The organism is Rhizobium bangladeshense (genome assembly GCF_017357245.1).
Taxonomy (GTDB): Bacteria; Pseudomonadota; Alphaproteobacteria; order Rhizobiales; family Rhizobiaceae; genus Rhizobium; species Rhizobium bangladeshense.
In genome coordinates, this window is the sequence record NZ_CP071612.1 from 2,519,504 (window position 1) to 2,545,288 (window position 25,785).

Below are 25,785 nucleotides of genomic sequence, written 5' to 3' on the forward strand. Positions count from 1 at the left end.
GTGCCTCAATAAGTCTTGAAGGATGCAATCGAGCGGCTGATATTGCGGTCGATATCTCTTGGGTTGTCATGTTCGACGACGAAGTGCTTCGCCTTGGTGGCCCGCAGTGCAGTGATCAGCTTGGCCCACTCGACCTTGCCGTGGCCGACATCGGCCCAGCCATCCTCATCCTTCGCTTCGCCGGCCGGCGCAATGTCCTTGACGTGAACCGAGGTGATGCGCGAGCCGAGTTTCTCAATCCAGGCGAAGGGATCGGCGTCGCCGCGGATAACCCAGGCGATATCGGCTTCCCAGGAAATGTCAGGCGCGCCTTCGAAGATGCGCTCGATCGGCAGCGAGCCGTCTGCCAGCTTGACGAACTCGAAATCATGGTTGTGCCAGCCGAACTCGTAGCCGGCGTCCTTGTAAGGCTTGCTCATCTCCTGCAGGCGCTTGCCGAAGGCAGTCCAGCCGGCGGCGTCGGAAGGGCGCTGGTCGGCCGCCAGATGCGGCGCATAGATCGAATCCATGCCCAGGATCTTGGCGATGTTTAGCGATTTCTGAACTTCCTTCTCCAGGAAATCGGGACTGAAATGGCCGCTCGCCATGACGAGGCCGTTCTTGTCCAGCTCGGCGCGAAGGCTCTTCAGGCCGGCATCATCGAGATCGGCATAGATGCCGCCGAAGCCCTCGACTTCCGCATAGCCCGCCTTGCCAAGCTTTTCGAAAATCGCCGAATAGGGCTGAAAATTACGTGCGCTGTAGAGCTGGTAGCTGAGTTTCGTCATTATGTTCTCCTTGGGCCTCGTGCCCACGCTTGGGAAGGATCAATCCGCCGATTGGCAGGAATGCAGGTCGTAGAACCGGAAGTCCGGCAGCTTGCCGCGTTCGAGCTGATGTGCCGGGGTGAAGGTGATGCGGCGGCTTTCGCCGGCCGCAAGATCGAAGGCGTTGTCGGAATATTTGCCGTCCGTCTCGCTCTCGATCATCACGAAGAGCGCAAGTCCCTTTGCGGTGACGTTGATATCGATGGCGCCGCTTGCCTCGACATATTCATGGGTGACCATCAGCCCTGCGGGCGCGAGCTCCAGGGCTTTGTAGGTGCCGTTGACGTGATGCCCCTCGCCGCCCATGCCGTTCGAGACAGTGAAACGCCAGGCGAGCAGCGTTCCCTCGGCGATATCGGACACATCGATCGTCGCAGCCGTCACCGCCGCATCCGGCGAGCAGACCGCCTGCACATCTTTCAGGTGCTTCCGCTCGCCCTTCATCGTGAGAACCGAGATCGAAAGATCGACGCTGACATCGGCGAGAGTATCGTTGACCAGCGAGAAGCGGATCTTCTTGCCGTCCTCGGAAGGAATGGCGGCGACCGCCACCGGCTGGAAGAAGCGTTTGACGAGGTAATGCATCGCCTTCCAGCGCCCGCCATAATCGAGGCTCGACCAGGAGGCGACCGGCCAGGTATCATTGAGCTGCCAGTAGATCGTACCCATGCAATGAGGCTTCAGCGAGCGCCAATACTCCACTGCCGTCTTGATCGCCAGGCCCTGCTGGATCTGGGAGAGATAGACGAAGTTCGGGAAATCCTTAGGGAAACGGAAATAGCGGAACATCGTGCCGGCGATGCGTTCATTGCCGCCGGCATTCTTCTGGTGCAGTTCCATGACGGGAGAAGCGATATTCATATCCTTCTCCTCGGCATAGGTCCTGATGACAGGCAGCGAGGTATAGGACTGGAAGCCGAATTCCGAGCAGAAGCGCGGACGCACCGAGCGGTAATTGTCGAACGACTTGTTCTCGTGCCAGACCGACCAGTAGTGCATGTCGCCGGAGCCGTCGGCGTGCCAGGCATCGCCGAAATCAAGGTATCCTGAAGCCGGGCTCGACGGCCACCAGAGCGCGCCGGGCAACGCCTTCTTCACCGCCTGCTCGATCGTCCGGTTGAGGCGATCATAGGAGACGAGATAGCGGTCGCGGTCCTTCCTTGATTCTTCGAACCAGGTGAGAGCGCCCACAAGCTCGTTGTCACCGCACCAGAGCGCGATGGAGGGATGGGAAGATAGCCGGCGCACCTGGTAATCCACCTCGATTGCCACATTGCCGAGAAAGTCCTCGGTCGAGGGGTAAAGGTTGCAGGCGAACATGAAGTCCTGCCAGACCAGGAGGCCGAGCCGGTCGCAAAGATCGTAGAAATAATCCTGCTCGTAGAAACCGCCGCCCCAGACGCGGATCATGTTCATATTGGCGGCCTTCGCCGATTGCAGCAGATCCTCCGTCTTCTCGGGCGAAGACAGCGAATAGAGCGCGTCGGCGGGAATCCAATTGGCGCCGCGGCAGAAGATCTCGCGGCCGTTGACCTTGAAGGCGAAACGGGCGCCTGAAGCATCCGGGGTGGTGATCAGATCGATGGCGCGAAGGCCGATCTGCTTCGTCACCACCTCGTCGGACAGCTCGACGGAAAGCGTATAGAGCGCCTGCTCACCGCTGCCGGAAGGCCACCAGAGGCGCGGCTCGTCAATATGGAAGAGATAGTTGACATCAGTCTCGCCCTTGACGCCGACGTCGAGGCGGACGCGCTCGCCGTCGAGATCGAAATAGACCTGGGCAACGCCGGCATGTTTCGCAAACAGGCTGGCGGTGACCGTCAGGTCGACCGAGCCGTCATTATTGTGGACCTGGCGGGTGACGACATGTTCGATGCGCGCCGTCTCGAGCTTCTTCAGCGCAATCGTGCCGTAGAGGCCTAACGGCGCAATGGCGATATTCCAGTCCCAGCCGAAATGGCATTGCGGCTTGCGCAGCATATTGCCGTCGGGGATCGGCGAATTGCCGGTGCTGTAGGGAACATAGAAGGGCTGCTGCTTCTGCCGTTCAGCGCCGACACCGGGATTGGAGGCGAAGACGATGCGGATGACATTGTCGCCCGATTTCAGCATGCTGGAAACATCAGGCCGGTAGCGGCGGAAGCTGTTGTCGGCTTCGAGCGCCAGGAAGCCGTTGATATAGACGCTGCCCACCGTGTCGAGATAGTCGATATCAAGATACCAGTCGCCTTCGACCTCCTGCAGTGTGAAGCTGCGCTCGACCGCCCATTCGCGCTGCGCTACCCACTGCACTTTCTCCTCATTGCGGCCGAAATAGGGATCGGGGATGAGCCCTGCCCTGTGCAGCGCCGTGTGCACGTCGCCGGGCAATGTGATGGTGCTCTTGATCTCGCCGTCGACGGAGGTGAGCTGCCACGAACCGGAAAGGTCAATGCTGGAGGGGGTTGTTTGTTGCGTCACGATTTCATTTCCGATTTGCATTTTGAAATGGACGGCGCATGACCGCGGTCCGGTATTTGTCGGTCGTCATGACCGCTTCCCCTCCGTCACGCTCGGGCTTGACCCGAGCATCCACACGACATTCGCCAGCAGCCGCGGCATGGATCCTCGGGTCAAGCCCGAGAATGACGGAGCGCGGAGTTGGCCTCTTCCCAAGCGCGCGCAGATCTGGGTGAAGCGCCGGTCGAATTCATATAAACAGCCTTGCAGCAAGCAGGCAGCGCCATCTCGGACCCCGCCCGCGAAGAATTCCTCTAAAGACGCAGCTCGCTCTCCGCATCGAAGACCGAAGCCAGCGCCATGTCGAAACTGAGCTTCACCTTGGCTCCGACGTTGAAGCGTCGCGCGCCGTTGACGCGGACCGACATCGTGTGGCCGGCATGTTTCAGCCACAGAAGATTGTCCGCGCCCATCGGCTCCTCGATATCGACGGTGGCGTCATGTTCTTCGCCGCCGGCATTCTCGTTGACCTTGATGTGTTCGGGGCGAACGCCGAGCACCACCTTGCGGCCGGGCTGCAGCGTCTCGCCGGCATCATAGGCGTCGAGCGAGAAATTGACGCCGTTGGCCGTAAAGGCGATCCCGTCACCGGTTTTGATGAGCTCGCCGCGCAGAAAATTCATCGACGGCGAGCCGATGAAGCCGGCGACGAAGAGATTACGCGGCCGGTTGTAGATCGTCGTCGGATCGTCGAGCTGCTGGATGATGCCGCTCTTCATGATGGCGATGCGGTCGGCAAGCGTCAGCGCCTCGATCTGGTCGTGGGTGACGTAGATCATCGTATTCTGCAGCGACTGGTGCAGGCGCTTGATTTCGACGCGAAGTTCCGAGCGCAGTTTGGCGTCGAGGTTGGACAGCGGCTCGTCGAACAGGAAGACGTCGACATCGCGCACCAGCGCCCGGCCGATCGCCACGCGCTGGCGCTGGCCGCCTGATAGTTCGGCTGGCTTGCGCTTCAGGAGCGGCTGGATCTGCAGGATCTCGGCCGCGCGTGCCACGCGCTTGTCGATCTCGGCCTGCGGCACTTTGGCGACACGAAGGCCGAAGGAGAGGTTCTTCTCGACGGTCATCTGCGGATAGAGCGCGTAGGACTGAAAGACCATGCCGATCCCGCGGTCCTTCGGCTCCTCCCAGGTGACGTTCTTGCCCTTGATAAAGATTTGGCCTTCCGAAGCGTCGAGCAGGCCCGCGATGCAGTTGAGCAAGGTCGACTTGCCACAGCCGGACGATCCCAGCAGTACCAGGAATTCGCCATCATTGATCTCAAGGTTGAGATCCTTCAGCACGCTGACCGATCCAAAGTTCAGCGAGAGATCTTTGATCGAGACGCTCGAATTGGAGACAGTTGAATTCATGTTCATGTGATCACCCCTTCACTGCGCCGGCGGCGATGCCGCGAACGAAAAGTCGCCCGGAGACGAAATAGACGATCAGCGGCACCAGGCCGGTGAGGATCGTTGCTGCCATGTTGACGTTGTATTCCTTCACGCCCTGGACGGAATTGACGATGTTGTTGAGCTGCACCGTCATCGGATAGGTATCCGGCCGTGTGAAGACGACGCCGAACAGGAAATCGTTCCAGATGCCCGTGACCTGCAGGATCATCGCCACGACGAAGATCGGCAGCGACATCGGCATCATGATCTTCAGGAAGATCTGCCAGAAGCCCGCCCCGTCGACACGCGCGGCCTTGAACAGCTCCTCCGGCAGCGACACGAAGTAGTTGCGGAAGAGCAGCGTCAGGATCGGCATGCCGAAGATCGAATGGACGATGACGAGGCCGGTCAGGGTGCCGTAGATGCCGATTTCACGCAGGATGATGACGATCGGATAGATCATCACCTGATAGGGAATGAACGCCCCGATGATCAGGATGGAGAAGAAGAGCTCCGAACCCTTGAAGCGCCAGTTCGCCAGTGCATAGCCGTTCACCGAAGCGATGGCGATCGAGATGATGACCGACGGCACCGTGATGCGCACGGAGTTCCAGAAACCACGCGACAGGCCGTCGCAATTGAGGCCGGTGCAAGCCTCCGCCCAAGCCTTCACCCAGGGTTGGAAGGTGATTTCCATCGGCGGCGAGAAGATATTGCCAAGGCGGATTTCCGGCATGCCCTTGAGCGAGGTGACGACCATCACATAGAGCGGCAGCAAGTAATAGAGCGCTGCAACCGTCAGCGTACCGTAGAGGATGATGTTGCGCGCAGACAGCCTCGGGCGCGGCTTCGGGCCGCTCGGGCCGTCACCAAGTCTCGGCGCGACCGCATCGATACCGGCTGCGGTGGTGTTGAGGGTTCCGATATTAGCCACGCTTGCGCCCTCCTCCGAATTCCAGATAGGCCCACGGAACGATGATGATCGCGACCGTGACCAGCATCATCGTCGATGCGGCGAAGCCCTGCCCCAGATTCTGCGCCTGGAACATGTAGTCATAGACGTATTTGGCCGGCACTTCCGAGGCGATACCCGGACCGCCCGATGTCTGCGCCACGACGAGGTCGTAAACCTTGACGATGCCGGAGGCGATGATGACGATCGTCGTGATGAAGACCGGCCGCATCATCGGGATGACGATGAGGAGATATGTCTTCCACATCGGAATGCCGTCGACGCGCGCAGCCTTCCAGATATCCTCGTCGATGCCGCGCAGGCCGGCTAGCATCAGGCACATGACCAACCCCGTTCCCTGCCACAGCGCCGCAATCAGAATGCCGTAGATAACGATCTCGGGCGTATAGAGCGGATTGAAGGTGAAGCTCGTCCAGCCGAGCGAACGCACCACCGACTGAATGCCGAAATCCGGGTTCAGAACCCATTGCCAGACGAGCCCCGTTACGATGAAGGACAAGGCGAAAGGATAAAGGAAGATGGTGCGAAAGGTATTTTCGAACCGGATCTTCTGGTCCATAAGCGCAGCGAGCAGGAAGCCGATGACCAGGCTGAAGATCAGCGAGAGGATGCCGTAGAGCGCCAGATTCTCGATCGCTGTCACCCAGCGCGGCGCGGCCCAGAGGCGCTCGTACTGATCGAAACCGACGAAGCTCAACCGCGGCAGGAGCTTCGAATTGGTGAAGGAATAAAATACCGTCCAGAGTGTGCCGCCGACAAAAATCACCAGCGCTGTCAGGATCATCGGGATGGACGCAATCTTGGCGTTCAGATTGCGCAGTAACTTGTTTGGCCGGCCTGCTTGCGCTTGACCCGTCATGAACGCTTCTCCTCAAATGGCAGCTGCGGCCGGTGACGGCCGTTTTTCATCCCGTCCGGCGATCTGCCGGGAATACCAGCAAGACCATCCGGGAAGATCCGGCTCCGAGGAGCCGGATCGCCAGGACAGCAAGTCTGCCGATCAGTCGGCCGAAGAGATGATTTCGGCGAAACGCTTCTGGGCGTCTTCCGGCGTCATCGACGGATTGGCGAAGAATTCGGAGAAGAGGTCTTCCTTCTGCTTCTGGCTGTCGGCCGAAAGCAGCTGGTCGGTGCCCTGGATCACGTTGCCCTTCGCGAGGATGTCGAGACCCTTCTTCATGCAATCATTGGCGGCGGCGAGGTCGACGTCACCGCGCACCGGCAGCGAACCCTTCTTCAGGTTGAAGGCAACCTGGGTCTTGGGATCGAGCAGGGTCTTGGCAAGCACCGCCTGCGCCTTGGACTTCTCCTCGTCCTTCAGCAACGGGAAGTAGAACGCGTCGCCGCCAGTCGAGATGATCTCGTTGACGCCGAGGCCCGGCAGGCAGGTGTAATCAGTGCCGGCCTTCTGGCCCGCAAGCGCGAATTCGCCCTGCGCCCAGTCACCCATGATCTGGCCGCCAGCCTTGCCTGTTATGACGAGATTGGTCGCCTGGTTCCAATCCTGAACATTGCTGCCCTTGGACATGCGGCGGGCATCGTCGGCAGCCTTGAAGACCTTGGCGATCTCAGGACCAGCAGCAGCTTCGGCGTCCTTGTCCTTGAAGACCTTGTTGAAAGTGTCCTTGCCGGCGATCGCGACCATCAGCACGTCGAAGGCGCCTGCGGCCTGCCACGGCTGGCCGCCCACGGCAAGCGGGATGATGCCCGCCTTTTCGAGAGCCGGAGCAGCGGCGACGAACTCGTCCCAGTTCTTCGGAACCTCGACGCCGGCCTTCTTGAAGGCAGCGTTCGAAAGCCAGAGCCACTGCCAGGAGTGGATATTGACGGGAGCGCAATAGATCTTGCCATCGATGGTGCACGAATCGAGCAGGCTCGACGGACGAATGATGTCCTTCCACTTCTCGGCGGTTGCGACATCGGTCAGGTCGCGCATCAGGCCGGCCTGAACGAGTTCCTCGGCCTGGCGGCCATGGTTGAACTGGGTGGCACCCATAGGGTCGCCGCCGGTGATGCGGCTGATCATGATCGGACGCGCCGTGCCGCCGGAACCGGCGATGGCACCGTCCACCCAGTGATTGCCGCTGGCGTCGAACGCCTTTGCCAGCTCGGCGACAGCTGCGGATTCGCCGCCGGATGTCCACCAATGCGTGACTTCGAGATCGGTTGCGCTGGCGGCGCTGAGCGGAAGTGCTGCTGAAGCGGCAAGCATGGCCGCCATCATACGGATTTTCATGAGTTCTCCTCCCTCACTGAAACGTTGCCGGAAAAACTTAGATCAATCGATTTTCCGACGCAACTGCCCGCTTGGAAATTTTTCTTTAACGAACCGATTTGCTACTTGTAATAGTCTCCAGCAGCGCCGCCACATCCCTTACACCAGCGATCGGTTTGGTTTCTCGGCTTACACGCCTTTTGGTCAATATGTTGAAAGAACGCGAATTTTTTTTATACTTTGCCTGACAGACCACGCTACCCGCTTCGCAACTGCAGAAAAATGCGGCAAAAACCACGGATTCAACCTGGGCGGACGATGCTGCACCGCATATAAGAAAAAATGCTCGACATTTCTACTGTATCGTTACAGATTACATCCTTCAGGGAGGCGCGATTTTGGCAGGCGGCGGGCTTACGGCGCCTGGAAAAGCCTCTATAAGCGAGACCAATTCGCGCGAGGCAGGCCTACAGGGATGGAAAACAAGGGAAATTTCGGACAGGCGACGTCGACGGCGGTGACACGCGAGCGCCCTACATTGAAGACGATCGCCTTCATGACTGGCCTTGGCGTAACGACGGTATCGCGCGCGCTGAAGGATGCGCCGGATATCGGCGCCGAGACCAAGGAGCGGGTGCGCATGGTCGCTCGCCAGCTCGGTTATCAGCCTAACAGAGCGGGCGTGCGCCTGCGCACCGGCAAGACCAACGTCATCGCCCTCGTCCTGAGCATCGACGAGGAGATCATGGGCTTCTCGAGTCAGATGGTTTTCGGCATATCGGAAGTGCTGTCCGGCACACCTTATCATATCGTGGTCACGCCGCATTCCCACAGCAAGGATCCGATGCTGCCGGTGCGCTATATCCTCGAAACCGGCTCGGCCGACGGCGTCATCATATCGCGCATCGAGCCGGACGATCCGCGCGTGCGGCTCCTGTCCGAGCGCGGCATGCCCTTCGCCACGCATGGCCGCACCGATGCCGGCCTCACGCACCCGTTCCATGATTTCGACAACGAGGCTTTCGCCCATCAGGCGGTGGAGCGGCTCGTCAGGCGCGGCCGGCGCCGCATCGCGCTGCTGCAGCCGCCGAGCAAACTCACCTATTACGCGCATATCCGCATTGGCTTTCAGACCGGCCTGCACGATTATGGCGCCGAGGAAGTGCCGCTGCGCGTCAATACCGACGCACCGCTCGCCGACATCCGTGACGTCGTCGAAGTGATGATGCGCTCGGCCAATGCGCCGGATGGAATCGTCTGCTCGGCCGGCAGCGCGGCGATCGCCGTCAATGCCGGCATCGAAGCCGCCGGCAAGGCGCTGGGCCGCGATCTCGACATGGTCTCCAAACAATCTGTGCCGATTCTGAACTGGATCCGGCCCGAGATCATCACCGCCCAGGAAGACGTGCGCCAAGCTGGCCGTGAAATGGCCAAAGCGGTAATCGCCCGCATCGACGGCGTCGAACCGGAACTGCTGCAGAGCATCAGCCAACCGATCTGGCCGGAGAACGGCAGGTAGGACGGCACGATAAATGCCTATTCTGCCGTCGGCGCCCCCCCGCCGCGTGATGGCATGGAATAGACTCTCAACGACCTCGAGCGCAAACCTTCATCCCACAGCTGTGCGAGTTTGATGACCGGCTTGTCTTACAGCCTCTGGCTAGCGGGCAGACGCCCTGCCCTCGGCTTGGCAGTTTGGCATCGGCTCAAAAAAAGCCAAGATTGCCGGCCATCTCACGAACGAACCGTGGGGATATCGACAGAATGCAGCAGAGCAGCGTGCCCTATTTCAGCCAATGGGAAACGCCCGGCATGACGCTGCCGGTGCTTGCCGAAGGGCCGCAGGCGCTGCTCAGCGATCCGCTCTGGCGCCATTCGGGAGCCGCGACCATCGAAGAATATGCGCAATGGGCGGTGAATGTCTGCGCATGGCCTGCCTGAAGATGATACTTGCCGCCCGCGGCGAAATCCATCCGACGCTCGAGCTTGCCCGCGCTTGCACAGTCTATGGCGGCTATGTGGTCAACGAGATCGACGCCTCGATCAAGGGGCTCATCTATGCGCCCTTCGTGCGCTTCGTGAGCGACCATTTCGGGCTTGCCGCCGAGACGATGACCGCAGTTCAGACATCGACCATTCCCGATCTCCTGTCGAAGCGGCGCTTTTTCATCGCCTCGGTGCATTCAGCCATCCGCTGGCCGGAGCGCGAGCCGCCGTCGAAGGGGGGCCATCTGGTGCTGGTGACGGCAGCAAGCAACGAGACGATCCGCTTCCACAACCCATCCGGCCATGACGAGGCAAGCCAGGCCGATGTCATTCTTCCGCTTGCCGTCTTCGACCGCTTCTTCGCCAATCGAGGCATATCGGTCGACGTCTGACCTTCCAACCCGATCCCTCCGGAGGTTCGCATGACCCCTTCCCAAACCAAGCTGCGCATCGCCGTGCTCTTCGGCGGACGCTCGGCCGAACACGAAGTTTCCGTGCTCTCGGCAACCAATGTCATGAGCGCGCTTACGCCAGAGAAATACGACGCCACCCCCGTTTTCATCACCCGCGAGGGGCAGTGGCTGCTGAGCAGTTTCGTGGACGGCGTCCTGGCGACACCTTCATCTGGCACGGAAGTCTGCCTTGTGCCGGGCGGCCGAGGACGAGCGATGGCAATCCCCGCCCGTGGCACGCCATATGAACTGGTGAGGATCGACGTCCTGTTCCCCGTGCTGCACGGCCCGCACGGCGAAGACGGATCGTTGCAGGGTATGGCGGAGGTTGCCCGCGTGCCACTCGCCGGCTGCGGCATCCTCGGCTCGGCCGCCGCGCTGGACAAGGATATCGCTAAGCGTCTGCTGCGGGCGGCGGGCCTGCCGGTGGCGCGCGCGGTGGCGATCCGCGAAGGTGCCGTCCCTTCGCTGACCGACCTTGAAAGCGAGCTTGGACTGCCGCTCTTCATCAAGCCGGCGCGCCAAGGATCGTCGGTCGGCGTCGCCAAGGTCCACGCGAACCAGGAATTCGCGCCCGCCCTTGCAGAGGCCTTCCGTCACGATCGCACATTGCTTGCGGAGGAATTCATTGCGGGCCGCGAGATCGAATTCAGCGTGCTGGAGGATCCAGCGGGAGAACTTTTCGTCTCCCGGCCGGGCGAGATCGTTCCGGCGGAAAGCCACGGCTTCTACAATTACGACGCAAAATATGTCGATGAGAACGGCGCGGCGCTGAAAGTGCCGGCCGACCTGCCGGCCGAAGTCGAGGCGGCCATGCGCGACACGGCCGCCAAAGCCTTCCGGGCTATCGGCTGCGACGGCATGGCGCGCGTCGACTTCTTTCTGACGTCAGATATGCGCTTCGTCATCAACGAGCTCAACACCATTCCCGGCTTCACTGATATCAGCATGTATTCCAAGGCGATGGCGGCAAGCGGCGTCAGCTATCCCGAAATTATCGACCGCCTGGTGGAACACGGCATGGCGCGCTCCCGCCGGGCAGATTAGGGCATGGGCAGGTTATTTCGGTATGTTACCGCGGCGGAAAAGCAACACTGCTTTCGGAGCTTGGCCGCCGCAACCATACGATTATCGAAGAACCCAGCCGGCGGATCGTCAAGCAGGAGCCGGCGAGCGATGGAGCAGCCCTGCCCTGGGTCGACATGGTTGCCTTCGCCCGCCGCGCAACCGAGATGGCAATTGCCGACCACGCGGCAGCGCGCGAAAAAGCCGCTTGATATTTTCGACCGCGGCTTGATCGATGCCGCCTCGGCGCTCCAGCACCTGACCGGCGAACCGGTCCTGGAAAGATTGAGCACCGCCCATCGCCATAACAGAAGCGTCTTTCTCACCCGCGATGGCCCGAGATCTACACGACCGACCCTGAGCGCCGCCATTGCTTCGAAGAGGCCGTAGCCGAATATGAGCGGCTCACCGCCACCTATCCGACACTTGGCTACGACATTGTCGCGCTGCCGAAGATCCCGGTCGCAGAGCGGGCCAATTTTATCCTGGATCGCCTGGAGGCGAAGTAGGCGCCCCTCCGGGGCGGGCGGATCTCATCGCCGCCGAAAGACACACCACTGAAACGATTGCCTGCCGCCGCCGGGCGTCATGTGCTCCTCTCGCCACTCCCGCTCCAACGAAAAGGCGGAACCGAATTCCGCCGCCAGGGCGGCTGCATCGTAACGCTGGACCGGCAAACCGCTGCACCGCTCCGGCCCATCAGTTGCGAAGGTGGCGATGATCACGGCGCTGCCTGGCGCCGTGCCTGTTTCCAGGGCCCGACGGTAGGCGAGCCGCTGCTCCGGCTCGGTAAGGAAGTGAAAAACGGCGCGGTCGTGCCAAACATCGTAGCGGCGTCCCGGTCTCCATTTGGTGACATCGGTCACCAGCCAGGCGATACGGGTTGCATCACCCCGCAACCGCGCCTTGGCGACATCAAGCGCCGGCGCAGCAATATCGAGAACGGCCAGGTCGGACCATCCACGCTCGACCAGGCGGTCGACAAGGCTCGACGCGCCGCCGCCGACATCGATTAGCGCGGCCGTAACCGGCAGATGCATCTCGTCAAGCGCCCTGAGTGAAGGCTCCGGCGTCGGCTGATACCAGCTGACGCTGTCGGCGGCTTTCGTGCGGTATACCTCGTCCCAATGTTCCTGTTGCGTGGCCGTCATCCGCTAACCCCATCTCTTGCAGCGTCCGATCCTGACCTATCAACATGTAAGCATCGAAACGTCTACCACAACCGTCTTGCGGCCTGCGCGCATGGTTTCAGGAAGCAAGGTGACGATAGACGAGATCGGCGGGATCGGTTCGAGGCGCAGCGGGATCGAGACGCGCCCCCAGGCGCTCCGCAACAGCGATCGAGGCTGCGTTTCCGGGTGCGATATAGCTGACAAGCGACGACTGCTTGAGCGTCGCGAAGGCCCAGCCGCGCAGCGCGAAGGCTGCTTCCGTCGCATAGCCTCGCCCCTCGTGCCCCTCATAAACGAACCATCCCAGCTCCTTTTCCGGGAAGAGCGGCCCATGATTGATCCCAACCTGGCCGACGCATTCGCTGGTTTCCGAAAGATCGATCATCAGCGCCCCATGGCCGAAAAGCTGCCAGAGAGCGACGTCATGACAGAACATCCCCCACGCCGCCCTCACATCGAACGGGCCGCCCATTCCGGCAGAGCGTGGCGAAGCCATCAGCCGAGCATAGGCGGGGAAATCGCTGATGTCGGGCTGTCGGAGCGTCAGGCGTTCGGTCCGGATTGTAATCGCGCCCATTTCGGACATGTCGTCACCCTTTACCGCTAGTCTTCGAACGCCGGAGCGAATCGCAGCGTCCCGCTCGGCGCCGCCCCCCGAAAGACAATTCGCTGCACGAACCGCGTATTGAGATCGTGATATGTCAGTTGCCCGTCGCTGCTGAAGCCGGCACCGCTGTAGACTTCTGGATTGCCGATCAGCGCGCATCCGCTCGCGCCCATCGCCTTCAGCAATGCAAGTCCCTTTGCCATCAGCGCCCTGCCGATGCCCTGCCTCTGTCTCTCCGGCGTCACGGAAATCGGACCGAGCCCAAACCAGCCGACATGCACGCCGTTGATCGTCACCGGCGAAAACGCGACATGCCCCAGGATCTCGCCATCCTCTTCGGCGACCAGCGATATCGCCAGATCGCCGCTCAAGCGAAGCTTCCGGATGATCTCCGCCTCCGTACCCTCGCTGTAGGGCATGGGCTTGAAGGCAGCCGAGGTCACATTCTGAATCGCTTCGATATCTGCCGGCGTCTCGTATCGGACGAGCATTCCTGTAGTCCTCCGGAACGATCTTCAGATGCTATGAAGGGAAAGCCAAAAATCAACAAGCCAACTTGCTCAAACAGAAACAACACAGTTGTTGGCCTAGGCAACGCACCTCACGAAAAAAGCCCGACGCAACGGCCGGGCTTTCTCTCCATCTCCTCTGCGGATCTCAGAACGTCGCAACACCGCTGCCCCAGGGGCCATGATGAAAATCCTTACCATCGAGGCGGTCGAAGCCGTGGGCGCCGAAGAAGTCGCGCTGGGCCTGGATGAGGTTTGCGGTTCCCCTGCCCTGGCGGTAGGCGTCGAAATAGGTGAGCGCCGAGGTGAGCGCGGGCACCGGCAGGCCTGCTGCGAGAGCGGCGGTCACGACGCGGCGGAGCGCCGGAATCGATTCCTTGACCATGGCCGAGAAGGCCGGCGTGACGATGAGGTTCGCCGCATCAGGCGCGTCGGTGAAGGCCTTGGTGATCTCGTCGAGGAACTGCGAGCGGATGATGCAGCCGGCGCGCCAAATCTTCGCGATAACAGGCATCGGGAGCGACCAGTTGAACTCCTTCGAGGCTTCCGCCATCACGGCAAAGCCCTGCGCATAGGCGCCGATCTTGCCGGCAAACAGCGCCAGTTCCAGATCCCTGTTGAGCTCTGCGCCGTAGGCGGTCGGGAAAGCGTTGCCCAGACTTCCGAAGATCTTCTCGGCGGCCTCGCGCTGCGACTTCATCGAAGAGAGGCTGCGGGCGGCGACTGCGGCTTCGATCGCCGTTGCCGGAATTCCCATATTCTGCGCCTCGATCGCCGACCACTTGCCGGTGCCCTTCTGGCCTGCTTTGTCGAGGATCATGTCGACCATCGGGCCGCCGGCGACCGGATCGGTCGCCGCAAGCACCTTCTCGGAGATCTCGATCAGGTAGGAGTTCAGCCTGCCTTTGTTCCACTCGCCGAAAATGCCGGAGATTTCGGCGGCGCTCTTGCCGAGTCCATCGCGCAGGATGCCGTAGATTTCGGCGATCATCTGCATGTCGGCATATTCGATGCCGTTATGAATGGTCTTGACGAAATGGCCGGCGCCGTCATTGCCGAGCCAGGCGACGCAGGGCTCGTCATTGTAGCGGGCGGCAATCGAGGTCAGCACCTTCTCGACGCGCTTCCAGGATTCCTCGGTACCGCCGACCATGATCGAAGGCCCATGGCGGGCGCCTTCCTCGCCGCCGGAAACCCCCATGCCGATGAAGGTGAGTTCCGTATCCTTGAGGCGATCGAAGCGGGCGACGGTGTCGCGGAAATTGGCGTTGCCGGCATCGATCATAATGTCGCCCTTGGTCAGATGCGGGCGCAATGCCTCCATCTGCTGGTCGACGGCATCGCCGGCCTTGATCATGATGATGATCGGGCGCGGCGGCCGGATGGCATCGACGAACTCCTCGATCGTCTTGCAGGGAATGATCTGCTTCTTGAGATCGCCGGCGCTCTCGTAGAATTCGTCGGTTTTCTCAGGCGTGCGGTTGAAGACCGCGATTTTATTGCCTTTCTCCGCGATGTTGAGCGCCAGGTTGGAGCCCATGACCGCAAGGCCGATCAGTCCGATTTCTGCCTTTTCCACGACAAACCTCCGATGTGTCATTTGGACCGGTGTTGTGGCACTGTCTCGCTCAAACGGCAAGTCTAGCGAGGGTCTAATCGGTTCGCAAAAGCCAATGAATTGCGGCTTCGGTGACCCAACTTGTCTGACAACATGCAATTACAGACTGATCCGGACGCCGCAATTTTCGCGCAGTCACCCGCGACGCCCTATCTCATGTTATCATGCGGACCTAGGGAGATGTCGCTTGGTTTCGAAGAGACGAAAAGACAGGGCGCTGCTTGCGGCCCGCGCCGGCCGCTACCTCGAATATGCGCCGCCGCCGACGCTGCGGCGCCATTTCAACCGCCTGTGGTCCAATACTCTCTTCGACGGGCCGCCGCCAGCTGTGGCGATTGTGCCGGACGGCTATTGCGATCTGCTTTGGATGGACGACCGGCTGGTCGTCGCCGGCCCCGACAGGACGGCGACCTTTCCTGTCATCCGGCCCGGCTCGACCGTTATCGGGGCGCGTTTTGCCCCGGGCGCGGCCGCATCCTGGCTGAAGACGCCGCTCTCGGCGCTGGTCGGCCTCTCCGTGCCGCTTGCCGATATCGGCCGAAAGGACACGAGCGATTTCGAGGCGCGGCTGCGGGATTGCCCGGATCCCGCAGCCGCCGCGTCGATGTTTGGCCGCTTGCTCGAGGAGGCCGCGCGAAATGAGGAGGAGCCAGCCCGCGACGCCGCCGTGATCTTCGCCGCCGCCGACAGCGGCAGCCCGGCCACCGGCCTGCCCGACCGGCTCGGCATCAGCGAAAGGCAGCTGCGCCGCCGCTGCCACCACCATTTCGGCTACGGCGCAAAGACCCTGGAACGCATCCGCCGGTTCCAGCGTTTCCTCGACCTCTGCCGCAGGGCGGACACATTGCCACTTGCACGCATCGCTCTTGAAGCCGGCTTTGCCGACCAGGCTCACATGACGCGCGAGGTTGGGGAACTCTCGACGCTGACCCCCGCGATCATCCTCGACCAACTCGGCATGCTGGAAGACTCTGGCTGACCGTTTTGTTCAAGACGCTGCCGGATGGCCTTATTATTTCGGGGAAACCAAGGACAAGGACCTGCAAGCCATGGCCACAATGCCTGCAAAAATCATCCACCAATCGATCGAGCGCGACTGGCGTGACGTCTACGACTTCGCCGGCAAGCCGGAGAACATGCCGCTCTGGGCCTCCGGCCTTGCCACCGGCTTCGAACCGGATGGTGCCGATTGGATCGCCCACGGTCCCCTCGGCACCATCAAGGTAAGCTTTGTTCCCGTCAATGAATTCGGCGTGATCGACCATACGGTGACGATCGAATCCGGGCTCAGGGTTTATAATGCCCTGCGTATCGTGCCGAACGGCGATGGCTGCGAGGTCATGTTCACGCTACTGCGCCTGCCCGGCATGACAGATGAGCAGTTTGCTGCCGATGCCGCGCATATCGAGAAGGATCTCGTTATGCTGAAAGCCCTGATGGAGAGATAGATGGCTGAAAACTCCGAACACAACGACCGCCGCATCGATTATGTCGAATTCAACGTCTCCGACATCGCTGCCGCCAAAGCCTTTTACGGCTCGGCCTTCGGCTGGCGTTTCACCGATTACGGCCCGAATTACTGCGAATTTGACGATGGCCGGCTGAAAGGCGGCTTCACCGATTTCGGCCCCGTCCGTCCGGGCGGCCCGCTCGTGGTCGTCTATGCCAGGGATCTGGAAGAAGTGCTGACCTCTGTCGAACGTGCCGGCGGTACGATCTGCCGGCCGATCACCGATTTCCCCGGCGGCCGCCGCTTCCATTTCCTCGACCGCGACGGCTACGAGCTCGCCGTCTGGGCGACGGCATAAGTTGGAGCCTTTCCTGGTCAGATTGAAGCATTCTGCCGGAGCAGGTTTTCGTCAGGGCATACCCCAGGTACGTCCAAGCCGATCGCCTTTGATCCTGGCGGAAAGGTGTCCGGCTCGGGTTGGCTGAAACGGGCCGGCTGATCGACCGGCCGACTCCGTTTGAGGCAACAGAATGCTTCAATCTGACCAGGAAAGGCTCTAGACTACCGATCCATCACGATCATAGCGCCGATGATAGTGCCGCCCGCATCGCGCAACGGCGACATGCGACATCGCACCTGCCGCGATGCCCCCTCGTCGGCTGCACGCTCGTAGGTGTAGTCGAGCGCCTCGCCGGCAAAACACGCGTCCAGCTTATGCTTGGCGCATTCGGCAAAACGTTTCTCGCCGATGAATTCGGAGAGGTGACGCCCAATCAGCTCCATCGGCTTCCTACCGAGATGGGCGCTGTTGGCCGCATTGGAATAGAGGTAGCGGTAGTCTCTGGTCAGCACGGCCACCCGATCCGGCAGGCCTTCGAGGATTGCCGCGTTGAGGAAGCTGCCGTTATCGGTGTCAGGCACGTAGGCTGCCGGCGGATCGATGCGGATATCCTGCGGCGAAGGCACCCGCCAGTCCGGCCCATGCGTGCCGAAATAGCGGTCGAGCAGGTAGGAAAGCACCGCCGTATGTCCTCGGACACTGGCGCTGTCGTCGGCGTCCCGAGCGACAAGATGGCTGACGAATTGCAGCTGCATGTAGACTTCGAGCAGATTGCCCGCCTGGCACGCAAGAATCGCCTCGACCAGCGGCTCGACATGACGGTCGAGCGACATGACGCGCTGATCGTCGCCCCGGCGTATGGCTTCCTCTATTTGCGCGCATCGCAAGGAAAAGGCTCGAAAAAGCTCCAGCAAGACGCCTCCCACTCCCATTGTCCCAAGTGGCGTGTCCGAAATTGACGCGGCTGCATTTTTCCAAGATGCGCCTTAAGGTAGATATCATTCTCGCACTGGTGGTGACGGCTAACATGAAGTTTACTCGGTTTCAATCCGAGAGCACCTGCCGCTTTTCACCGCTGATAAATAAGGGTGTGCTTTTCAAGGCGCGAGAGTCTTTTTGATCTGCCAGCGGTCGTGATACCAGAGCCACTGTTCCGGATATTCCCGCACCCAGCTTTCCACCTTGTCGTTGAGGAGCTGGGCAGCCGCCGGCAGGTCGAGATTGCCTTTGGCGTCGCGCGGCATCTCCAGCCGCGGCTCGATTTCCAGCCGATAGCGATTCCCCGGCAGGCGGATGCAGCGCGCCGGATAGACCTCGCAATCGAACTGCCGCACCAGCTTCGGCAGCAACGGATTTGTCTTCACCTCACGCCCGAAGAAGGTGCCCTTCAGCCCCTTGCCGAATTTCTGGTCGACGAGCACGCCCACCCCCTGGCCCGCTTCCAGCTGGCGCGCGAGCGCGAAGGAGGAGCCGGCATGCGAAGGCACCAGCTTGCCCATGCGCGCGCTGCGGAAATCGAACACCTTTTTGGCGATATAGGGATTGTTCGGCGGCCGGAAAAGCACCGTCACATGCAGCCCGAAGGCTGCACCTGCCACCGGCAGCAGCTCGAAATTGGCCGTATGTCCCGTGAAAACGATGAAGGGCCGCGGGTTGTCACGCAGATCGAGGAAAATCGGAATGCCCGACACCTCAACCCTGCCCGGCTCGGGTTTTTCGGGATCGTAGTCGAACAGCTGGTCGAGGAAGACATATTCGGCTGCGAGCCGACCCATATTTCCCCAGCTGCCTAGAGCGATCTCCTCGATCTCGGCGTCGCTCTTCTCAGGGAAGGCATTGCGCAGATTGACGAGCATCAGCCTATGGCGACGGGTCCGACGGCCGAGGCGGCGCATCGCCTTGTCTGCAAAGCGAATCGCACCATCGGCGGGAAACAGCTTCAATATGTTCAGGAAGCCGAACATCGCCTGCGCCACCAGCCATTGCTGGAAATTCCTGAGCGCCAGAACGATCCGGGTGATGATCAGCTTCACGTGAGCTCAATCCATCTTGAGGATGATCTTGCCGAAGATTTGACGCGATTCCATCCGCTCCAGCGCCCGGTCGATATCATTGAAGCCGACTTCTGTGTCGATGACGGGATGAACGAGCCCACGGCCCATCTTCTGCATCGCGTTGGCCATATTCTCCATGCGGCAACCGAAAGAGCCGAACAGCTTCAATTGCTGTTGAAACAGCATCATCAGGTTCATTTCTGTGGAAACGCCCGAGGTTGAGCCGCAGGTGACGAGACGCCCGCCACGCTTCATGCAGAGCATCGAACCTGCCCAGGTATCCTTGCCGACATGTTCGAAGACGACATCGACGCCCTTCTTCTTCGTGAGCTTGCGCACCACACCTTCGAAGCGGTCAGTTCGATAGTTGATGACGTGATCGGCGCCGAGCGCCTTGGCCTTCTCGATCTTGTCGTCGGAACCGACCGTGGTGATGACGGTGCAGCCGATCTTCTTGGCGAGCTGGATCGCTGCCGTGCCGATGCCGGAGCCACCGGCATGGACGAGGATCGTTTCGCCGGGTTCGAGTCTGGCATTGTCGAACAGCATGTGCTCGACGGTGCCAAAGGTGACGGGCGCCAACGCCGCGCCGATCGCATCGACCCCGGGAGGAGCCGGCACCAGCAGGCGCGCCGGCAGATTGACCTTTTCCTGCGCGAAACCGTCGAGATGGAAACCGTGCACGCCGGAGACATGTTCGCAGAGATTGTCGCGGCCCTCGCGGCAGGGTCGGCAGAGACCGCAGGTGCGCGCACCATAGATCGAGACGAGCTGACCCGGCAGCACATTGGCGACACCCGGCCCGATCGCGTCGACGACCCCGGAAGCCTCAGCGCCGATCACGAGCGGCATCTTGCGCTTGGCGAAAGCCATGCCGCGCCAGCCCCAAACGTCGATATGGTTGAGGGCCACCGCCTTGACGCGCAGCGTCACCTCGCCTGCAGCAGGTGCATCCGGCTCCGGCAGGTCGGTGATCTCAAGCTTGCGGTCGTCGATCAGTTGCAAAGCGCGCATGGCAAAATCCCTCGCCTCGAAGGCGTTTTTCTTGTCATCAAAATTGTCGGGAACCGCTTAAGCCGGTTCGAGCGCCATGACAAGGCTGGCATTCTGCCCGCCGAAGCCGAAGGAGTTGGAAAGCACAGCCGAAACCTGGGCTTCCCGCTTCTTGTTCGGCACGACATCGAGCACGATCGACGGATCGGGATTGGTGTAGTTGATCGTCGGCGGCAGCGTGCCTGTCAGCATCGTCTGCAGCGAGAACACTGCCTCAACCGCACCGGCCGCCGTCAGCGTATGTCCGATCATCGACTTGTTCGACGACACCGGAATGCCGACGAGCCGTTCGCCGAAGACGGCTGACATCGCGCCATATTCCATCTTGTCGTTCTCAGGCGTCGATGTGCCGTGCGCATTGATATAGCCGATGCCGCTCTCGTCGATGCCGGCATCGGCAAGAGCCGCGCGGATCGTTGCGATGGCCGGACCGCCATCGGGCGAGGACCGGGTGCGGTGGAAGCTGTCGGCCTTGTCGCCGGCGCCCTTCATGATACCGAGCACCTTGGCGCCGCGGGCAACCGCCGCTTCCAGCGATTCCAGCACCAGGGTCGCCGCGCCCTCGGCAATGACAAAACCGTCGCGATCCTTGCTGAAGGGCTTGGAAGCCTTGGTCGGCGGGTCGTTCTGGGTCGAAAGGGCCGACAGAAGAGAGAAGCGGATCAGCGCTTCGGCGCTCAGCGACCCGTCGGTCGCGACGGTCAGAGCCCGATCGGTGCGGCCCTGGCGGATCGCCTCAATGCCGAGCTGGATGGCGGTGACCCCGGAAGCACAGGCCGTCGACAATGTCACGGGAAGGCCACGTGTGCCGAACCGGTCGGCAAGGCGCTCGGAAATCGCGCCGAACAGCGCCGCCTCGTGGAAGGCCGGGTCGGGCCGCTGGCGCAGCGCCGTCAGGAAGCGCTCATAGGCGTCGCCCGGATGGTCGGCAGCCGGCGAGCGGTCTGCGAGTTCGAAACGAGCGCTCCATTCGGGCTCGATCGGCGGCGCGGCAAGAAACAGCGGACCATTGAAATCGCCCGAGAGACCGGCATCGGCCAATGCTTCGATGGTCGTCTCGCGCGCAAAGGCATAGGAGCGCTCGACGGCATTCGGCACCGGAATCTCGATGAAATCGACTGTGCCGGCGATCCGTGTCGATAGGCCTTCTGTAGGAAAACGGTTGATCGCGTGGATACCGGAGGTGCCGGAGGAAAGGGCCGCCCAGTTGTCCTTCAGACCTTGGCCGAGCGAAGTGATGATGCCCATGCCGGTCACTGCAACGATCGGCCGGCCGAGATGATCCTTGTAAGCGGAAGCTGTCATATCTCTCTCCTCACGCCTCTGCGGAAAGAACGGCGACACCCTCGCCGCGCTGATGTCCGACCGTTGTTACGACGGCTGCCTTCGTACCCGCCTTCATCGGCGCTTCGTGGGCTGTATCGAAGGGCGGAACCTTGGCCTTGGCATCGATGGCAAGGGCTGCGAGCGCCAGCCCGAGCGGGAACTGCGCCTCGATGGTGTGGCCGGAAATACCGCCGAAGCCGCGGATCGCAGCACCCGCAAGCTGATGTTCCAGCACCGCCTTCTCGCGGGCGGCGATCTCGTGCATGCCGGTCGAGCCGGAGAAGATCGCCGTGCTCTCTGCCGGGAGCTCCGCGGCGGGCTTCAACAGCCGCTCCATCCGCGCTTCGAAATTACCGGCGCCGCGATTGCCGCGATCGCCTTCGACAGCGCTGATCGTCGCATAGATGTGCGCGCCACGCTCTTCCGCATGCTTGCGCGATTCCAGCACCAGGAAGGCGCCGGCGGAACCGGTGATCATGCCGCCGCCCTCAAGGCTGGAGCGCGACCAGAGCGGCGCCCATTCGCCGCGCGTATGCGCGCCAACCGCTTCGGTGAGCAGGATCATATCGGGACGCTCGGCAGCAAAGGCGCCCCCAACTAGCGCATGGGTCGATTCGCCGGAGCGGATGCGCCAGAAGGCTGTCTCAACGGCGGAAACGCCTGACGCTTCCTCGCCCATGAAGGTGCGCGAGGAGCCCGTGACCTTGTGAACAATGGATATGTTGCCGGCAAGCAGGTTGGAAAGCTGCGCTAGAAAGAGCGTCGGCCTCAGTTCCGTCGTCAGCTTCTCATTAAGCAGCAGCTCGCGATCGTTGCGCTTCAGACCCTCGTCGACGATCAGCGTGTCGACGTTGATGTCGCGCTCGCCGCCGCCGGCGGCCACGATCATGTCCATCGTGCCGCAGGCCTCGATATTGTCCTTGAAGCCGGCATCGTCGAGCGCAAGACCCGCGGCGAAGACGCCGATGCGCTGCCAGTTCTCCATCTGGCGCTGGTCGCCGCGCTTTGCGATCTGCTGCGACCAGTCGATCTCGGGCAGCGGATGCACCGGATAGGGTTTGAATTTCTCGATCTCGACGATTGCCGTCGGGGCACGCTCGGCAGAAAGCAGCGCAATATGCGCGTCCTTTCCGACGCCCTGACAGGTGACGATGCCGACGCCTGAAATGACGACGTCGTTTGCAGCCTTGTTCATCCAACCACTCCCTGCGCTGCGATCGCGTCGAGAAGCCCGACCTCGCCGGCGCGTTTTTTTACGATATCGCCGAGCGGAACCTCGCTGAAGGGCATGGTGCGCAGTTTCAGCTGCGCATCGCAGACCTTCTTGCCGCCGCTGGTGATCTTGGCCTTGGTGACCGCGAAACCCGAACCGTCGTGTTCCAGCACCGCCTCGATGTCGAGCACGGCCTCCGGTTCAACGAAAGTGCGCATCTTGGCGCCGTCGACCGACATCAAGAAGGGCATGGCGGCAAAATCGGTGGCGGCAAGCACCAGCATCCCGGAGGCCTGCGCCATAGTCTCGATCAAGAGCACTCCGGGAACGAGCGGCATGCCGGGAAAATGGCCCTCGAAAACGGGGCTCTTGGCCGGCACGACGGAGCGCGCCGTAAGCGTACCCTTCTTCAGGTCCACCGCCTGAACGCGGTCAATCATCTGGAAATATTCCAGCAGCATTCGGATCCTCCGGCCCGACGAGCCATCTCCGCCCGCCGGTGACGCCTACTTAGAGCAATTCCGGGAAAAGTGCGAAGAGGTTTCGCAGGAATTGCGTAAGAACAGAACCGCAGAACGGTTCGGGCGATTCATCATGAATCTGAACCGATCTAGGAACGAAACCGCCCGGCCGCCATGGTCAGGGCGGCAGGGCGTTCAAAAAACACTGATATGTCGCTCAGGCCTTGGCTGCTTTGAGCTCGTCGATCTTCGCGCAGAGGTTCTTCAGCACGAAATATTCTTCCGTGGAAACCTTGCCTTCGTTGACCTCCTGCGTCCACTTTTCGAGCGGAATCTTGATGCCGAATTCCTTGTCGATCGCAAAGACGATGTCGAGAAAATCGAGGCTGTCGATACCGAGGTCGTCGATCGTATGGCTCTCCGGCGTGATCGTGGCGCGATCGATCTCGCTGGTTTCTGCAATAATGTCGGCAACTTTATCGAATGTAGCGGTCACGCGCTGTACCTCATGAAATGACGATTTAGACCCCCTCATAGGCAAATCCTTTTCAAAAGCCAATGCTTTCGTCCGGGCGTCGCGGCAATTTGACAACAAGGTGTTGCCTAAACAGCAATGGAACGCCGGCGAGCGCGCGCGCCGAAAATAGGGCATGTGGCGCAAAACCATGCCTCGATTTCTGCAGGAATAGCATGCGTCAAGACAAATACCTCCAGAGCGGCGAGCGGAGACGAAGTAAGGGGATGTCGAGGCGGAGGAATAGTTTCGCCGACGGGACGAAAGCCATCGAATCAGGCGTGTGGACGCAGAATTCGCTTGTCCAACATCCGCATCGGTCTTTGATCTGAATCAAATAATGCGCGCCGGCATTTGATATTCATCAAGCTCTGCCGGAAGAGATCCCGATCGCGTTCCGGCATGTCCGGTTTTTTGAAGGATCACGACGATGGACGTCGCCAGCAGTGAGATTTTCGAAACAGGCACGCCCGTCGCATGTCGTTCCTGTCAGGCGCGTCACGGTGTCGTCTGCGGCGCCTTGTCGAACGCCCAGCTGAAGGAGCTCAACCGCCACTCCCTGCGCCGCAAGATCGAGGCGGGCTCGGAGATCATTGCGCAAGGACCGGAGTGCTCTTTTTATTCAAACATCATGCGCGGGGTGGTAAAGCTCTGCAAGATGATGGCGGACGGACGCCAGCAGATCGTCGGGCTGCAGTTCGCTCCCGATTTCGTCGGCAGACCCTTCGTGCGCGAAAGCACACTGTCGGCGGAAGCGGCAACCGACGCCGATATTTGTGTCTTCCCGCGCAACCTGCTCGACCGCATGATTGCAGAGACGCCGGAGCTGCAGCGCAGGCTGCACGATCAGGCCCTCAACGAGCTGGACGCCGCACGCGAATGGATGCTGACGCTCGGCCGCCGCACGGCGGAGGAGAAAGTTGCAAGCCTGCTCCACCTCATCGCAACCCATGCAGAGCCGCAAACCGCCATCAGCACGGCCTTCGACCTGCCGCTGTCGCGCGCAGAGATCGCCGATTTTCTCGGGCTGACGATCGAAACCGTCAGCCGGCAGATGACCAGGCTGCGCAAGCGGGGTGTCATCTTGATCGAGAACTCCAGACATATTGTCGTGCCCGATCTGGATGAGCTGGAAAGGATCAGCGCATAACGCAATCAAAGGTCGAATTCGGATTCAGGCGCTGATCCGGGATCAGCGCATAAGAGGATCGGATGTAGAGTCGGTTCGGGCGCTGATCCGGGATCAGCGCCTGATAACCACACGGGTATTGGCTAGGCCTGCCTGCCGCGCCAGTGAGAAGAACTCTGCCGCATTATCGGGATGCAGGCGAACGCAGCCATGCGAGGCCGGCGTGCCGAGCCGCTTAAGATCGAAAGTGGCATGAACGGCATAACCACCGTTGAAAAACACTGCGTAAGGCATCGGCGCATTGTCGTATTTGCGGGAGCGATGGTTGCGCGACAGCCATTTTGCGCTCCAGGAGCCAGTCGGCGTGACATAGCCATTGCGCGCGGTCGAAACCTTCCAGCGATACTTGACGAAGCCGTTCTCGGTGACGGTCATCGTCTGTTTGCCGATGCTGATATTCGCAACCAGCGTTGCCGCCTCAGCCGCAACCGGAGAAAACTGCAGCAATAAACTTGCGGCTGCGGCCACAACAATCGTCTTCATGATAACCCCTCTTCGCGCCCGCGCAGTTGGATTGCGCCCTCACGACAGAGAGACTACGACGATACTTATTATATAGCTTTAATCCGAATGGTAATCACAGTTCTAACCGGCAGAAACAGGCGTTAGCGCCGCAGGAGCATAGCTCGCCTCACTGAAGTTTGCTCGCCGCCGGGGTCTGCTTGAGCTTCTGGTAGGCCTTGTTCATCTTTTCGCGGATGGAAGCCATGGTGCCGAGATTATGGCCGCAGGCCGCGCAGGTTATGATGTCGGTCTCGCGGATCTCGGGCCGCTCGATTTTCATCTTGGTGCTTTTGCACTTTGGGCACGGTAGTTCAACCTGAACTGTCATCGCTCTGCTTCCGGTCTGATGGATGTGAGGCGTTTCGCATAAACGTTTGCGACGGAACTGTCCACCGGGCGTGAG

25 protein-coding genes and 2 pseudogenes are annotated in these 25,785 nt (G+C 61.0%); 8 read left to right on the plus strand and 19 right to left on the minus strand.

The annotated features are described in order from the left end of the window. Window positions 1–5 precede the first annotated feature (5 nt). From J2J98_RS12295 to J2J98_RS12320, 6 genes are all read right to left on the minus strand, one after another. A complete protein-coding gene (locus J2J98_RS12295) occupies window positions 6–767 on the minus strand; it encodes a sugar phosphate isomerase/epimerase family protein (protein ID WP_138393463.1) in 762 nt (253 codons plus the stop codon). A 39-nt stretch (window positions 768–806) separates the two neighbouring features. Continuing rightward, the gene (locus J2J98_RS12300; RefSeq protein ID WP_246569362.1) at window positions 807–3,266 is read right to left on the minus strand and encodes a beta-mannosidase; all 2,460 of its coding nucleotides are present in this window, start codon (window positions 3,264–3,266) and stop codon (window positions 807–809) included. A gap of 293 nt (window positions 3,267–3,559) precedes the next feature. After that, window positions 3,560–4,666: an ABC transporter ATP-binding protein gene (locus tag J2J98_RS12305; protein WP_064705249.1), complete on the minus strand. Its 1,107-nt coding sequence runs from the start codon at window positions 4,664–4,666 to the stop codon at window positions 3,560–3,562. 4 nt (window positions 4,667–4,670) lie between these two features. Further along, window positions 4,671–5,615, minus strand: a complete 945-nt coding sequence (locus J2J98_RS12310; protein ID WP_064705250.1) for a carbohydrate ABC transporter permease — start codon at window positions 5,613–5,615, stop codon at window positions 4,671–4,673. Continuing rightward, window positions 5,608–6,513, minus strand: coding sequence for a carbohydrate ABC transporter permease (locus J2J98_RS12315; RefSeq protein ID WP_064705251.1), 906 nt, complete (start codon window positions 6,511–6,513; stop codon window positions 5,608–5,610). Before J2J98_RS12315 ends, J2J98_RS12310 begins: the two co-directional genes overlap by 8 nt. Window positions 6,514–6,654: 141 nt before the next feature. Beyond that, entirely contained in the window at window positions 6,655–7,890 is a 1,236-nt protein-coding gene (locus J2J98_RS12320; protein ID WP_064705252.1) for an ABC transporter substrate-binding protein, read from the minus strand. Window positions 7,891–8,344: 454 nt separating this feature from the next. Here J2J98_RS12320 and J2J98_RS12325 point away from each other — a divergent pair, with 454 nt between their 5' ends. From J2J98_RS12325 to J2J98_RS12340, 4 genes and pseudogenes are all read left to right on the plus strand, one after another. Then, a complete protein-coding gene (locus tag J2J98_RS12325) occupies window positions 8,345–9,388 on the plus strand; it encodes a LacI family transcriptional regulator (protein ID WP_064705253.1) in 1,044 nt (347 codons plus the stop codon). Between the two features lie 245 nt (window positions 9,389–9,633). Continuing rightward, window positions 9,634–10,247 (plus strand): annotated as a pseudogene (locus tag J2J98_RS12330) (C39 family peptidase). Window positions 10,248–10,277: 30 nt separating this feature from the next. After that, complete coding sequence (locus J2J98_RS12335; protein ID WP_207601184.1) at window positions 10,278–11,354, plus strand: D-alanine--D-alanine ligase family protein; 1,077 nt, start codon at window positions 10,278–10,280, stop codon at window positions 11,352–11,354. Window positions 11,355–11,437: 83 nt separating this feature from the next. Continuing rightward, window positions 11,438–11,881, plus strand: a pseudogene (locus tag J2J98_RS12340) (AAA family ATPase). 24 nt (window positions 11,882–11,905) lie between these two features. On the opposite strand, the gene J2J98_RS12345 reads toward J2J98_RS12340, so the two are convergent. The 4 genes from J2J98_RS12345 to gndA form a co-directional block, all read right to left on the minus strand. Next, window positions 11,906–12,523 (minus strand): class I SAM-dependent methyltransferase, encoded by a 618-nt coding sequence (locus J2J98_RS12345; RefSeq protein WP_207601185.1) that lies wholly within the window; start codon window positions 12,521–12,523, stop codon window positions 11,906–11,908. Window positions 12,524–12,620: 97 nt separating this feature from the next. Beyond that, window positions 12,621–13,130 carry a GNAT family N-acetyltransferase gene (locus J2J98_RS12350; RefSeq protein ID WP_207601186.1) on the minus strand — a complete coding sequence of 170 codons (510 nt, stop codon included), beginning with the start codon at window positions 13,128–13,130 and terminating at the stop codon, window positions 12,621–12,623. Between the two features lie 17 nt (window positions 13,131–13,147). Beyond that, window positions 13,148–13,642: a GNAT family N-acetyltransferase gene (locus tag J2J98_RS12355; RefSeq protein WP_207601187.1), complete on the minus strand. Its 495-nt coding sequence runs from the start codon at window positions 13,640–13,642 to the stop codon at window positions 13,148–13,150. 166 nt (window positions 13,643–13,808) lie between these two features. Continuing rightward, window positions 13,809–15,260 carry an NADP-dependent phosphogluconate dehydrogenase gene (gene gndA / locus J2J98_RS12360; protein ID WP_207601188.1) on the minus strand — a complete coding sequence of 484 codons (1,452 nt, stop codon included), beginning with the start codon at window positions 15,258–15,260 and terminating at the stop codon, window positions 13,809–13,811. Window positions 15,261–15,465: 205 nt separating this feature from the next. On the opposite strand from gndA, the gene J2J98_RS12365 reads away from it, so the two are divergent. The 3 genes from J2J98_RS12365 (at window position 15,466) to J2J98_RS12375 (ending at window position 17,086) form a co-directional block, all read left to right on the plus strand. After that, the gene (locus J2J98_RS12365; RefSeq protein WP_207601189.1) at window positions 15,466–16,257 is read left to right on the plus strand and encodes a helix-turn-helix domain-containing protein; all 792 of its coding nucleotides are present in this window, start codon (window positions 15,466–15,468) and stop codon (window positions 16,255–16,257) included. A gap of 70 nt (window positions 16,258–16,327) precedes the next feature. Then, window positions 16,328–16,726: an SRPBCC family protein gene (locus tag J2J98_RS12370; RefSeq protein WP_207601190.1), complete on the plus strand. Its 399-nt coding sequence runs from the start codon at window positions 16,328–16,330 to the stop codon at window positions 16,724–16,726. Further along, window positions 16,727–17,086 carry a VOC family protein gene (locus J2J98_RS12375; protein ID WP_011425727.1) on the plus strand — a complete coding sequence of 120 codons (360 nt, stop codon included), beginning with the start codon at window positions 16,727–16,729 and terminating at the stop codon, window positions 17,084–17,086. A 203-nt stretch (window positions 17,087–17,289) separates the two neighbouring features. On the opposite strand, the gene J2J98_RS12380 is transcribed toward J2J98_RS12375, so the two are convergent. The 7 genes from J2J98_RS12380 to J2J98_RS12410 form a co-directional block, all read right to left on the minus strand. Then, the gene (locus tag J2J98_RS12380; RefSeq protein WP_207601191.1) at window positions 17,290–17,982 is read right to left on the minus strand and encodes a PAS domain-containing protein; all 693 of its coding nucleotides are present in this window, start codon (window positions 17,980–17,982) and stop codon (window positions 17,290–17,292) included. 183 nt (window positions 17,983–18,165) lie between these two features. Further along, window positions 18,166–19,101: a lipid A biosynthesis lauroyl acyltransferase gene (locus tag J2J98_RS12385; protein ID WP_138393453.1), complete on the minus strand. Its 936-nt coding sequence runs from the start codon at window positions 19,099–19,101 to the stop codon at window positions 18,166–18,168. A 6-nt stretch (window positions 19,102–19,107) separates the two neighbouring features. Next, window positions 19,108–20,136 (minus strand): zinc-binding dehydrogenase, encoded by a 1,029-nt coding sequence (locus tag J2J98_RS12390; RefSeq protein WP_138393452.1) that lies wholly within the window; start codon window positions 20,134–20,136, stop codon window positions 19,108–19,110. 57 nt (window positions 20,137–20,193) lie between these two features. Then, window positions 20,194–21,480: a beta-ketoacyl-ACP synthase gene (locus tag J2J98_RS12395; protein WP_138393451.1), complete on the minus strand. Its 1,287-nt coding sequence runs from the start codon at window positions 21,478–21,480 to the stop codon at window positions 20,194–20,196. 10 nt (window positions 21,481–21,490) lie between these two features. Beyond that, complete coding sequence (locus tag J2J98_RS12400) at window positions 21,491–22,696, minus strand: beta-ketoacyl-ACP synthase (protein WP_207601192.1); 1,206 nt, start codon at window positions 22,694–22,696, stop codon at window positions 21,491–21,493. Further along, window positions 22,693–23,175: a 3-hydroxyacyl-ACP dehydratase FabZ family protein gene (locus J2J98_RS12405; protein ID WP_138393449.1), complete on the minus strand. Its 483-nt coding sequence runs from the start codon at window positions 23,173–23,175 to the stop codon at window positions 22,693–22,695. Before J2J98_RS12405 ends, J2J98_RS12400 begins: the two co-directional genes overlap by 4 nt. Before the next feature lie 217 nt (window positions 23,176–23,392). Beyond that, window positions 23,393–23,671, minus strand: a complete 279-nt coding sequence (locus J2J98_RS12410; protein ID WP_003540486.1) for an acyl carrier protein — start codon at window positions 23,669–23,671, stop codon at window positions 23,393–23,395. A gap of 448 nt (window positions 23,672–24,119) precedes the next feature. Between J2J98_RS12410 and J2J98_RS12415 the strand changes: the two genes are divergently transcribed. After that, entirely contained in the window at window positions 24,120–24,839 is a 720-nt protein-coding gene (locus J2J98_RS12415; RefSeq protein WP_207601193.1) for a Crp/Fnr family transcriptional regulator, read from the plus strand. Window positions 24,840–24,932: 93 nt separating this feature from the next. On the opposite strand, the gene J2J98_RS12420 is transcribed toward J2J98_RS12415, so the two are convergent. Together J2J98_RS12420 and J2J98_RS12425 are read right to left on the minus strand one after the other, a co-directional pair. After that, a complete protein-coding gene (locus J2J98_RS12420) occupies window positions 24,933–25,361 on the minus strand; it encodes a L,D-transpeptidase (RefSeq protein WP_064705269.1) in 429 nt (142 codons plus the stop codon). A gap of 148 nt (window positions 25,362–25,509) precedes the next feature. Continuing rightward, on the minus strand, window positions 25,510–25,710 hold the full coding sequence (locus J2J98_RS12425) for an ECs_2282 family putative zinc-binding protein (protein ID WP_207601194.1): 201 nt from the start codon (window positions 25,708–25,710) through the stop codon (window positions 25,510–25,512). Window positions 25,711–25,785: the final 75 nt, after the last annotated feature.

What these genes read in the sequence shown, in the direction of transcription:
- J2J98_RS12315 (WP_064705251.1), bottom strand. Translation starts at nt 6,513, where the DNA reads ATGACGGGTCAAGCGCAAGCAGGCCGGCCAAACAAGTTACTGCGCAAT.
- J2J98_RS12395 (WP_138393451.1), bottom strand. Translation starts at nt 21,480, where the DNA reads ATGACAGCTTCCGCTTACAAGGATCATCTCGGCCGGCCGATCGTTGCA.
- J2J98_RS12350 (WP_207601186.1), bottom strand. Translation starts at nt 13,130, where the DNA reads ATGTCCGAAATGGGCGCGATTACAATCCGGACCGAACGCCTGACGCTC.
- J2J98_RS12375 (WP_011425727.1), top strand. Translation starts at nt 16,727, where the DNA reads ATGGCTGAAAACTCCGAACACAACGACCGCCGCATCGATTATGTCGAA.
- J2J98_RS12305 (WP_064705249.1), bottom strand. Translation starts at nt 4,666, where the DNA reads ATGAACATGAATTCAACTGTCTCCAATTCGAGCGTCTCGATCAAAGAT.
- J2J98_RS12325 (WP_064705253.1), top strand. Translation starts at nt 8,345, where the DNA reads ATGGAAAACAAGGGAAATTTCGGACAGGCGACGTCGACGGCGGTGACA.
- J2J98_RS12400 (WP_207601192.1), bottom strand. Translation starts at nt 22,696, where the DNA reads ATGAACAAGGCTGCAAACGACGTCGTCATTTCAGGCGTCGGCATCGTC.
- J2J98_RS12405 (WP_138393449.1), bottom strand. Translation starts at nt 23,175, where the DNA reads ATGCTGCTGGAATATTTCCAGATGATTGACCGCGTTCAGGCGGTGGAC.
- J2J98_RS12320 (WP_064705252.1), bottom strand. Translation starts at nt 7,890, where the DNA reads ATGAAAATCCGTATGATGGCGGCCATGCTTGCCGCTTCAGCAGCACTT.
- J2J98_RS12415 (WP_207601193.1), top strand. Translation starts at nt 24,120, where the DNA reads ATGGACGTCGCCAGCAGTGAGATTTTCGAAACAGGCACGCCCGTCGCA.
- gndA (WP_207601188.1), bottom strand. Translation starts at nt 15,260, where the DNA reads ATGACACATCGGAGGTTTGTCGTGGAAAAGGCAGAAATCGGACTGATC.
- J2J98_RS12355 (WP_207601187.1), bottom strand. Translation starts at nt 13,642, where the DNA reads ATGCTCGTCCGATACGAGACGCCGGCAGATATCGAAGCGATTCAGAAT.
- J2J98_RS12335 (WP_207601184.1), top strand. Translation starts at nt 10,278, where the DNA reads ATGACCCCTTCCCAAACCAAGCTGCGCATCGCCGTGCTCTTCGGCGGA.
- J2J98_RS12370 (WP_207601190.1), top strand. Translation starts at nt 16,328, where the DNA reads ATGGCCACAATGCCTGCAAAAATCATCCACCAATCGATCGAGCGCGAC.
- J2J98_RS12390 (WP_138393452.1), bottom strand. Translation starts at nt 20,136, where the DNA reads ATGCGCGCTTTGCAACTGATCGACGACCGCAAGCTTGAGATCACCGAC.
- J2J98_RS12295 (WP_138393463.1), bottom strand. Translation starts at nt 767, where the DNA reads ATGACGAAACTCAGCTACCAGCTCTACAGCGCACGTAATTTTCAGCCC.
- J2J98_RS12420 (WP_064705269.1), bottom strand. Translation starts at nt 25,361, where the DNA reads ATGAAGACGATTGTTGTGGCCGCAGCCGCAAGTTTATTGCTGCAGTTT.
- J2J98_RS12425 (WP_207601194.1), bottom strand. Translation starts at nt 25,710, where the DNA reads ATGACAGTTCAGGTTGAACTACCGTGCCCAAAGTGCAAAAGCACCAAG.
- J2J98_RS12345 (WP_207601185.1), bottom strand. Translation starts at nt 12,523, where the DNA reads ATGACGGCCACGCAACAGGAACATTGGGACGAGGTATACCGCACGAAA.